The organism is Lentilactobacillus sp. Marseille-Q4993, assembly GCF_951230165.1.
Taxonomy (GTDB): domain Bacteria; phylum Bacillota; class Bacilli; order Lactobacillales; family Lactobacillaceae; genus Lentilactobacillus.
This window is the reverse complement of record NZ_CATNVB010000005.1, coordinates 79000-87671: the sequence shown is the minus strand read 5'-3', so window position 1 is coordinate 87671 and position 8672 is coordinate 79000. Positions and strand designations below refer to the sequence as shown.

Annotated in this window: 10 protein-coding genes; 9 read left to right on the top strand and 1 reads right to left on the bottom strand. The window is 38.4% G+C overall.

What is annotated here, in order from left to right; genetic code table 11:
* The 6 genes from QOW94_RS03595 to QOW94_RS03570 all read left to right on the top strand — a co-directional run.
* Positions 1–385, top strand: a 385-nt coding sequence (locus QOW94_RS03595) for a hypothetical protein (RefSeq protein WP_283678815.1), incomplete at its 5' end; no start/stop codon positions are given.
* 385 nt (positions 386–770) lie between these two features.
* A complete protein-coding gene (locus tag QOW94_RS03590; RefSeq protein WP_283678814.1) occupies positions 771–1646 on the top strand; it encodes a YitT family protein in 876 nt (291 codons plus the stop codon).
* Between the two features lie 90 nt (positions 1647–1736).
* Entirely contained in the window at positions 1737–2894 is a 1158-nt protein-coding gene (locus tag QOW94_RS03585; RefSeq protein WP_502867232.1) for a CDP-glycerol glycerophosphotransferase family protein, read from the top strand.
* A gap of 17 nt (positions 2895–2911) precedes the next feature.
* Positions 2912–3721: an ABC transporter permease gene (locus QOW94_RS03580; protein ID WP_283678812.1), complete on the top strand. Its 810-nt coding sequence runs from the start codon at positions 2912–2914 to the stop codon at positions 3719–3721.
* A gap of 17 nt (positions 3722–3738) precedes the next feature.
* Positions 3739–4956 carry a CDP-glycerol glycerophosphotransferase family protein gene (locus QOW94_RS03575; RefSeq protein ID WP_283678811.1) on the top strand — a complete coding sequence of 406 codons (1218 nt, stop codon included), beginning with the start codon at positions 3739–3741 and terminating at the stop codon, positions 4954–4956.
* Positions 4949–5866, top strand: coding sequence for a deoxyribonuclease IV (locus QOW94_RS03570; protein ID WP_283678810.1), 918 nt, complete (start codon positions 4949–4951; stop codon positions 5864–5866). The genes QOW94_RS03575 and QOW94_RS03570 overlap by 8 nt, the downstream gene beginning before the upstream one ends.
* Here QOW94_RS03570 and QOW94_RS03565 read toward each other — a convergent pair.
* A complete protein-coding gene (locus tag QOW94_RS03565; protein ID WP_283678809.1) occupies positions 5863–6687 on the bottom strand; it encodes a pyruvate, water dikinase regulatory protein in 825 nt (274 codons plus the stop codon). The genes QOW94_RS03570 and QOW94_RS03565 overlap by 4 nt on opposite strands.
* 164 nt (positions 6688–6851) lie before the next feature.
* Here QOW94_RS03565 and rpsU point away from each other — a divergent pair, with 164 nt between their 5' ends.
* The 3 genes from rpsU (at position 6852) to QOW94_RS03550 (ending at position 8671) form a co-directional block, all read left to right on the top strand.
* On the top strand, positions 6852–7043 hold the full coding sequence (gene rpsU / locus QOW94_RS03560; protein ID WP_003553874.1) for a 30S ribosomal protein S21: 192 nt from the start codon (positions 6852–6854) through the stop codon (positions 7041–7043).
* Between the two features lie 186 nt (positions 7044–7229).
* Positions 7230–7679 carry a GatB/YqeY domain-containing protein gene (locus QOW94_RS03555; protein WP_283678802.1) on the top strand — a complete coding sequence of 150 codons (450 nt, stop codon included), beginning with the start codon at positions 7230–7232 and terminating at the stop codon, positions 7677–7679.
* 83 nt (positions 7680–7762) lie between these two features.
* Positions 7763–8671, top strand: a complete 909-nt coding sequence (locus QOW94_RS03550) for a PhoH family protein (protein WP_502867233.1) — start codon at positions 7763–7765, stop codon at positions 8669–8671.
* The last annotated feature ends 1 nt before the right edge of the window (position 8672 follow it).

The following is an 8672-nucleotide window of genomic DNA, read 5'->3' as shown; positions in this document are numbered from 1 at the left end:
TGGATTAAGACAAGTAAATAATGAATTAGGGATTATCCTAATGGCAGCAAATATGAATAAATTGGCTTTGATGATGGCTATTTTATTTCCTTGCTTAGCGGTAAAAGAAAAACTGGACCATATTTTCCGAAGAATCATGGAAAATATGGTCCAGTTTATTTATCGGCGTGACTTATGTCCCAGCCTTTTTTTAATTTACATTGTTATTTCCCAACCACCTAATTTTATTTTGCAATCAATTTTTTATTTATTTTCCAATATTGTTCATATAAAAGGTGTTTTTATTTCACAAACCTACAGTTTAATTAAATGTGTTGAATTAAATGATTACAATTCGATTTGTATATTTTGGTTATTTTTTATAGTTAAAGAATTAATAAATTGAATTTGATGAGTAAGGAGTTATTTATGAACGTTTATTTGTTTAATGCCTTGATTATTGGAATTCCGGCACTTCTAGCAGTTAGCCTTGTTATTTTTGGTAAAAAGGTTGTTAAATCCAAGATGAGAAATGCTTATTTTAAACGATTGCGAATATTAGGCCCAATAGTGATTGTTTTGTATGTGATAATTTTTTGGTTGTCGGTAAAATTGGTTTAAATCTTGATAGGATAAATTCAAAAACGCAGTGATTCAATTACCTCGAAATCGTGATTGAATCTCTGCGTTTTTGACAGTTTAGCGGAAGCTGCTTATTTTTCCTACTTTGCTGACTGAAATAATAGTATATAATCAATATAAAGATGATGATTAAGGGGAATTCAAAATAAATGGACGACGTTTCAAAAATGCTTCGGCGACATACTTACATAACCAAAATATCAACCTCAATGATTTACGCTATTCTGGTATCAATTGCGGTTAATTTCTTCTGGACGCCCGGACACATATATTCTTCCGGAATAACGGGGTTTGCTCAGTTGCTGACAACAATCAGTGAGCGATTTTTACCGATGACGATTTCCACTGGTGCTGGTTTATTCCTGCTTAATTTACCTTTGTTTGTATTAGCGTGGTATGCCATTAGCAAGGAATTCACTGTTTTTACAGTTATAACGGTTGTTCTTTCCAGTGTGATGCTTCAAGTATTAAATCCGCTACAGTTGACACATGATCCAATAATTTGTGCGATTTTCGGTGGGGCGGTTAATGGATTTGGAACGGGACTAGCTCTCAAAAACGGGATTTCAACCGGTGGCCTCGATATTCTTGGAATTGTTATTCGGGAACGAACAGGTCGCTCAATCGGGACAATCAATATTGCCTTCAATACTTTGATAATTATTGCTGCAGCTTTTGCATACGGCTGGCCATACGCCTTTTATTCCGCACTGAGTTTACTGGTTAATGCCAAGGTTATGGACATGACGTTTACCAAGCAACAACGGATGCAGGTGATGATTATTACCACTCGACCTAATACGGTGATTGATAGCGTTCAAAATCATCTTCGGCGGGGAATTACAATCGTCCATAATGCTGAGGGGGCTTATCAACACGATGCTAAGACCATTCTATTTACTGTAATTTCTCGTTACGAGATGAATGAGCTCGAGGAAGCATTACTTGAATCAGACCCAAATGCATTTGCAAGCATTTCCGACACAGTTAAAATTCTTGGCCGATTTTACGAGCCCAAGCCATAAGTTAAGATATTCCTATGCCCCTGATTTTTCCTTTTTCGGCTCTGCGGGTGTGGTATAATATCCGAGTGTGTTAATAATGGAAAGAGTTTGGTGAGAACTGTGAAGGTATTTTACCTATTTTTAATTCGACTAATGTCGATGCTAAATATTTGGCGGAGGAAAACCAATATTGTCTATCTAATGAGTTTTGATAGCAATGTTGACTTTATCAAGCAATTAGCGTCACACATGCCTAAGGGCAAAAAACTCGTTGTGTATTATCGACGAGCAACTGAAGCAGCAGCAACAGATTTGGCAGCATTTGGTATTACAACTAGGCCGTTCAAGGATAATCTGCGATTTGTATTTGCGGGGATACCAAGAATAATGACGGCTAAGGTTATCTTTTGTGACAACTACTATGCTTTTATTGGTGGTCTAGTTAAGGGACCGTCAACTAAGATAGTCCAGCTTTGGCATGCCAACGGAGCAATCAAAAAGTTTGGTTGGCAGGATCCCACAACTGAAGAACGTTCAGCATCAGATAAGCGACGGTTTCAGGCAGTTTATGATAAGTTTGATGACTATATCGTTTCGTCAGAGTCGATGGGACGGGTATTTTCAAATAGTTACGCAACTGACATGGACCGTATGAAGATGTTGGGATATCCTCGGAGTGACCAGTTCTTTGATAAGGATTGGGTAACTTCTACTAGAAAGCGGATTTTTCGAAGTGCACCTGAACTCGCTAATAAGCGGGTGATTCTGTACGCTCCAACATACCGTGATGACAAGGCGTTCTCACTTCCTAAAGGGACTGCAAAGGCACTTAGCAGTGATCCTAATGCAATTGTCATTATCAAGCTTCACCCAGTTTTGCGGGATCGAGAGGGTGAGGTTCGCAAGGTACGTAGCAAACAAATTCGGTTTTTACATGAATTTTCAACTAATGAACTACTGACCGTTTGTGATACACTGGTAACCGACTATTCATCAGTTGCGTTTGACTTTAGCTTGTTAGATAATGCAAAATCTGTTATTTTCTACATGTTTGATTTAAAAAAGTACAAGCTCGATCCAGGGATTCAGGATGATTTTTTGGACTGGTTGCCCTCAAATCCAGTTCTCTCGGTTAATGAATTGAGAGAAGAGATTTCAGCAGCTAAGCCAACTAATTTTGATGAATTTAATCGTCGTTGGAATACATATAACGATGGTCACGCTTCTGATAGGGTGATTGATCATTATCTATCAATATTGGAATCATAAATAAGGAGTGCTCAGTTTTGAAAGAAGTATTTACTCTTATAAAAGAGCAGTTAGAGAATCTCGGAATTATCTTTAGAATTTCTAGATACGAAGACAAAGCAGAATATCAAAGTCACTATTTAGGATTAGTGTGGGAATATCTTTACCCACTAATTCAGATTGCTATTTACTGGGTCGTGTTCGGGGTTGGATTAAAACACGGAAATGCGACTCATGGGATTGCCTACCTACCTTGGATGGTTATTGGTATCACTCCTTGGTTTTATATGAACCGGGTGACGCTTGATGCATCTAAGAGTATTTACTCGCGGGTCGGGATGGTTTCCAAAATGAAGTTTCCCGTCAGTGTGCTACCAACGATAAAAGTTGTCAGTAACTTATCTTCATTTTGGACAATGTTGATCTTTACGCTATTAATTGGATTACTCCATGGGGTTTACCCAACAATCTCTTGGTTCCAGTGGATTTACTACTTCATCTGTATGATTGCTTGGTTGGTTGCTTTCGGTATCTTTAATTCAACTGTATCTGTGTTGGTTAGAGATTACCGAATCTTACTTCAATCGTTGATGAGAATGCTGTTCTACTTGTCAGGAGTTCTGTTCAACTTTGAAACAAACGCGTTTCCAGCACCAATGGTTAGAATTTTACAACTGAACCCATTCTTCTACATTGTGTCTGGTTTCAGAGATTCAATGTTCCATACCGCATATTTCTGGCAGAAACCAACGTTGACACTTGTCTTTTGGGGTATGGTACTATTCTTCCTCTTGGTTGGTTCCCATCTTCACTACAAGTTCAGATCTAAGTTTGTTGATTTGATTTAGCGAAGGAGCTTTTTTTAATGAGTAATAAACTAGTTAAATTATTAAAACTGATTGCTCGCTATGGACTCATCGTGATAAACGATGGGTTTATTTGTATGCCCGTGAAAAAGGGGCGAATGGTGTTTGAAAGCTTTAACGGTAATAACATTAACGATAATCCGTACGCAATATATCAGGAAGTAATTCGCCAAAATCCCGAGCAGACCGGTGAACTTTATTTCAGCGTTAAGCCACGGGAATTCGAACGTTTACACCAAGCTTTTCCAACTGTAAAATTGATCAAGCGGTTTTCACTTAAATGGGTAAAGCTACTAGCTACAGCTGATTATTGGGTTTTTAACTCTAGAATGCCAAACTGGTGGAAGAAGAATTCTCGCACAACGTATGTGCAGACCTGGCATGGAACCCCATTAAAGAAACTTGGGATCGATATTGAGAACGTTGAAATTCCTGGTACCTCAACTGAAAAATACCATCGTGATTTTGCCAATGAGGCTAATCGGTGGGAATATCTGATAGCACCGAATGAGTATTCCCAGAAAATATTTACTTCCGCGTTTGCGTTTAATAACAACTATCTTCCGGTTGGATACCCCCGAAATGACGTCTTGTATACAGCAAACAATCAAAAATCTATCGTCGAGATCAAGAAGCGCCTGTTTGGGTTTGTTCCTAATAAAGTAATTTTGTATGCCCCAACGTGGCGAGATGATGATGCAAAGGCACAGGGAGTCTATAATTTTGAATTACCATTTTCGTTAGCATCCTTTTTTGAGCAGATCGATGATGACACTCAACTAATTATTAGACCTCACTACTTAGTTAAGGATAAAATTAATATAGATGGATACGAAAATCGGGTTAAGATTTTGGCAGATGAGGATATTAATCAGCTATATTTGATTTCTGATTTGTTGATTACGGATTACTCTTCCGTGATGTTCGATTTTGCCAATCTGATGCGGCCAATACTGTTTTATTCATATGACTTGGAACACTATCGTGATGAGCTCAGAGGTTTTTATTTCGACTATAATGAAAGTGAATTACCTGGGCCGTTAGTTACTGACACTGACTCATTTTATAGCCGAATCAGTGAATTTGATAAGAAGGGTAATTACCCTGAATTCCAAGCTAACCTTGAAAGGTTTAACCAACGATTTTGTGCTTGGGAGGACGGAACTGCTGCTAAGCGGGTTGTAAATGAAATTCTAGGGAGGAAACACAATGAGTGATGAATTTTTAGTTGGCTCTCACGTCAACATGAACGGAACAGATATGTTTTTAGGTTCAGCAAAACAGGCAGCTGAGCTTAAGGAAAACGCCTTTATGGTGTACACCGGAGCACCTCAAAACACCGTTAGAAAACCAATCGAGAAGCTTAAAGCGGATGAAGGGAAGGCCTTCATGGCTGATAATGATATTCGGGAAGTAGTTGTTCACGCTCCATATATCATTAATCTTGGCAACACGTTAAAACCAGAAAGTTTTGAGTTTGGAATTTCGTTTCTTCACGAAGAAATTAGGCGGGCTCAAGCGATTGGAGCTACCCAAATTGTTCTGCATCCAGGAGCTCACGTTGGAGCAGGCGCAGATAAAGCAATTGCCCACATAGCTGAGGGCCTTAACGAGGTAATTGAACCTGACCAAACTACTCAAATCGCTTTAGAAACTATGGCTGGTAAGGGAACTGAGGTTGGAATCACGTTCGAACAAATTGCCCAAATTATTGATAAAGTAAAGGATAACAGTAAGTTGTCAGTTACTTTTGATACTTGTCACACCAATGATGCGGGTTATGACGTCAAAAACGACTTTGATGGGGTTCTAAATGAATTTGATCATGTTGTTGGCCTTGATAGAATTAAAGTTATCCATTTGAATGATTCTAAGAATGAAATGGGTAGTCATAAAGATCGTCATGAAATTTTAGGATTAGGGACGATTGGGTTTGATGCTCTTAACTATATTGCTCATCATGAACAATTAAAAAACGTCCCCAAAATAATGGAGACGCCAATTTTGAAGGATCCCGATGATAAAAAGATTCGGTATAATCCTCACGGTTATGAAGTTGCAATGTTAAGAGCAGAAAAATTTAATCCTAATATTATCGAAGACATGAAGGCAAATAAGCCTTTTTAGCCATCAACCTCTGTTTCATCCAAATTGAGGCTTTCAAGAATAATCGTTGCGGTTTCCTCAATCGATTTGTTAGATACATTAATAGTTAGACATCCGAGCTTGCGGTAAAGTTTCTTTGCGTAGTCAAGCTCTTTTTTGATGTTCTCCGGGTCAGAATAAGGCGTGTTGGCATCTAAACCGTACGATAGCATTCTTTGCTTTCTAATTCGACTTAGTTTTTCGGGTGTATTGATCAAGCCGATAATTTTATCAGGATTGACCTCGTCTAATTCCTCAGGAACTTGCATTGTAGGCCCGATTGGTAGATTGGCCACTTTGATGTTTGAATTGGCCATATACAGCGACAGGGGCGTTTTTGAGGTTCTGGATACCCCTAGGAGAACTACATCAGCCTGAAGCAATCCCTTAGTGTTTTTACCATCATCGTTTTCAACTGCAAACTCAATCGAAGAAATGCGCTCAAAGTAATTCTCGTTGAGGTCATGAACCAAGCCAGGCACGTGGGCGGGTGTTTCTTGACCGAGCTTGGCAATCATATTCATTGGCCCTTGGATACAGTCGAATTGAAATAAATTATTATTTTCGCAAAAATCTTTTACTTGTTGGCTTAACTCCGTTGCTACCAAGGTGTGAAAGATCATTGCATTATTTTCTTTGGCAATTTTTAATATCCCAGTTAAAATTGATTCGGTTTGGACAAAGGGGTACCTTTTTATCTCAGCAATCAAATCTGGGAACTGTGACATCGCAGTCTGAGCAAGCGTTTGAGCGGTTCCCCCTGATGAATCTGATATTACGTATATGTTGATTTTTTTACTCATATTCTATTCTCCTTAACTTGATACTTAAATATTAACACGTGTGAATTTTTTCGCTAAACGATTGACGATTTTTGTTTAAATATGTATAATTATTCTCGAACCGTTTTGGTATTTTGCAAATATCAAATAAGGGATACTTTGAGCTCGGAGGGAGGGAATTTCATATGGCAAAGACAGTCGTTCGTAAAAACGAGTCTCTTGATGATGCTCTTCGACGCTTCAAACGTACAGTTTCTAAAAGCGGTACACTACAAGAATATCGTAAACGAGAATTTTATGAAAAACCAAGTGTTAAGCGTAAGTTAAAGTCTGAGGCGGCACGTAAGCGTAACAACAAGAAGAAGCGCCGTTTCTAAGCATATATGAATTAGAATGCGGTTCAGCCAATTCTATTCCAGAAGCAAGATCAATGTCGAATATCGACACTGACTTGCTTTTTCTTTTGCTTGTAAGTATTAACAACTGAAAAATCGCCTGCCTTCTGGTAAGCGCAGTTTTTTAATGGTAAAATTCACATATAAATGAAAAGAGGAAGTATAACAATGAGTCTTTATGATCAACTAAATTCAGATTTAAAAGAAGCAATGAAGGCAAAAGATAAAATTAAATTAGGGGTAATTCGTGGATTAAAATCCCAAATTACTAACGCTGAAGTTGAAAATGGCAATGAAAAGTTAACCGATGCTCAAATTACAGAAATTATTTCTCGTGAATTAAAGCAACAGCACGAGTCAATTGATGAGTTTGAAAAGGCTGGCCGTGATGACTTAGTAAGTGGCCAAAAAGAAAAATTAGCCATAGTCGAAGGATATGCACCTAAACAATTGTCCGAATCTGAAGTTGAAGATATCGTTAAGGAAACGATTGCCGAAGTTGGTGCCGAATCAATGGCTGATTTTGGTAACGTTATGAAAGCAATTATGCCTAAAGTAAAGGGTCAAGCAGACGGTAGTGTTGTTAATAAGTTTGTAAAGGCTCAACTTTCTAAATAATAAGCAAAGGAGTAATTCCGTACTTGGCAGAAGAACTGAAAAATACAAAAGAGTTTATCGTGTCTGATCAAAATCACTTGGCAATGATAGTGGGTGCCCAAGATGAATTTATTGGCATTCTTGAAGCTGGTCTGGATGTGTCTATCAATGTTTTTGGTAACTCATTGAAGGTGTCTGGCGAAAAGGAAACCAGTGTTGATACGACGATTACCATTCTTGAAAACATTCTTAATTTGATTGAAAAGGGAATTAGTATCAATTCAAGTGATTTCGTTAGTGCTTTGAACATGGCAGAAAATGGAACGCTTGAATATTTTAGTGATCTTTATGATCAGGTATTGATAAAGGATGCTAAGAATAGAGCTGTCCGGGTTAAAACCTTCGGCCAACGACAATATGTTCAAGCTATTCGTAACCACGACATCGTGTTTGGAATTGGTCCCGCCGGAACAGGTAAGACCTATCTTGCGGTGGTAATGGCAATTGCTGCTTACAAGAAGGGAATCGTTGACCGAATCGTTCTTACAAGACCCGCCGTTGAAGCAGGCGAAAGTCTCGGTTTCTTACCTGGTGACTTGAAGGATAAGGTGGATCCTTACCTAAGACCCATTTATGACGCCTTACATGCTATTCTAGGGTCAGAACATACTGAGAGACTAATGGATCGGGGAATCATTGAAATTGCCCCATTAGCGTACATGAGAGGTCGGACACTGGACAATGCGTTTGTTATTCTAGACGAAGCCCAAAACACAACAAGCTCTCAAATGAAGATGTTTTTAACGCGGTTAGGATTTGGGTCAAAGATGATCGTCAATGGTGATATTTCCCAGATTGATTTACCTCGCCATGCGAAGAGCGGTTTGGTTTCAGCTCAAGGAATCTTACAAAACATTGACCAGATTGAGTTTGTTAACTTTAGTTCCAAAGACGTTGTGCGGCATCCTGTCGTTTCAAAAATTATCAATGCATATGATGCTAATTCACTATAAT

What these genes read in the sequence shown, in the direction of transcription:
- QOW94_RS03590 (WP_283678814.1), top strand. Translation starts at nt 771, where the DNA reads ATGGACGACGTTTCAAAAATGCTTCGGCGACATACTTACATAACCAAA.
- QOW94_RS03575 (WP_283678811.1), top strand. Translation starts at nt 3,739, where the DNA reads ATGAGTAATAAACTAGTTAAATTATTAAAACTGATTGCTCGCTATGGA.
- QOW94_RS03570 (WP_283678810.1), top strand. Translation starts at nt 4,949, where the DNA reads ATGAGTGATGAATTTTTAGTTGGCTCTCACGTCAACATGAACGGAACA.
- QOW94_RS03565 (WP_283678809.1), bottom strand. Translation starts at nt 6,687, where the DNA reads ATGAGTAAAAAAATCAACATATACGTAATATCAGATTCATCAGGGGGA.
- rpsU (WP_003553874.1), top strand. Translation starts at nt 6,852, where the DNA reads ATGGCAAAGACAGTCGTTCGTAAAAACGAGTCTCTTGATGATGCTCTT.
- QOW94_RS03555 (WP_283678802.1), top strand. Translation starts at nt 7,230, where the DNA reads ATGAGTCTTTATGATCAACTAAATTCAGATTTAAAAGAAGCAATGAAG.
- QOW94_RS03550 (WP_502867233.1), top strand. Translation starts at nt 7,763, where the DNA reads ATGATAGTGGGTGCCCAAGATGAATTTATTGGCATTCTTGAAGCTGGT.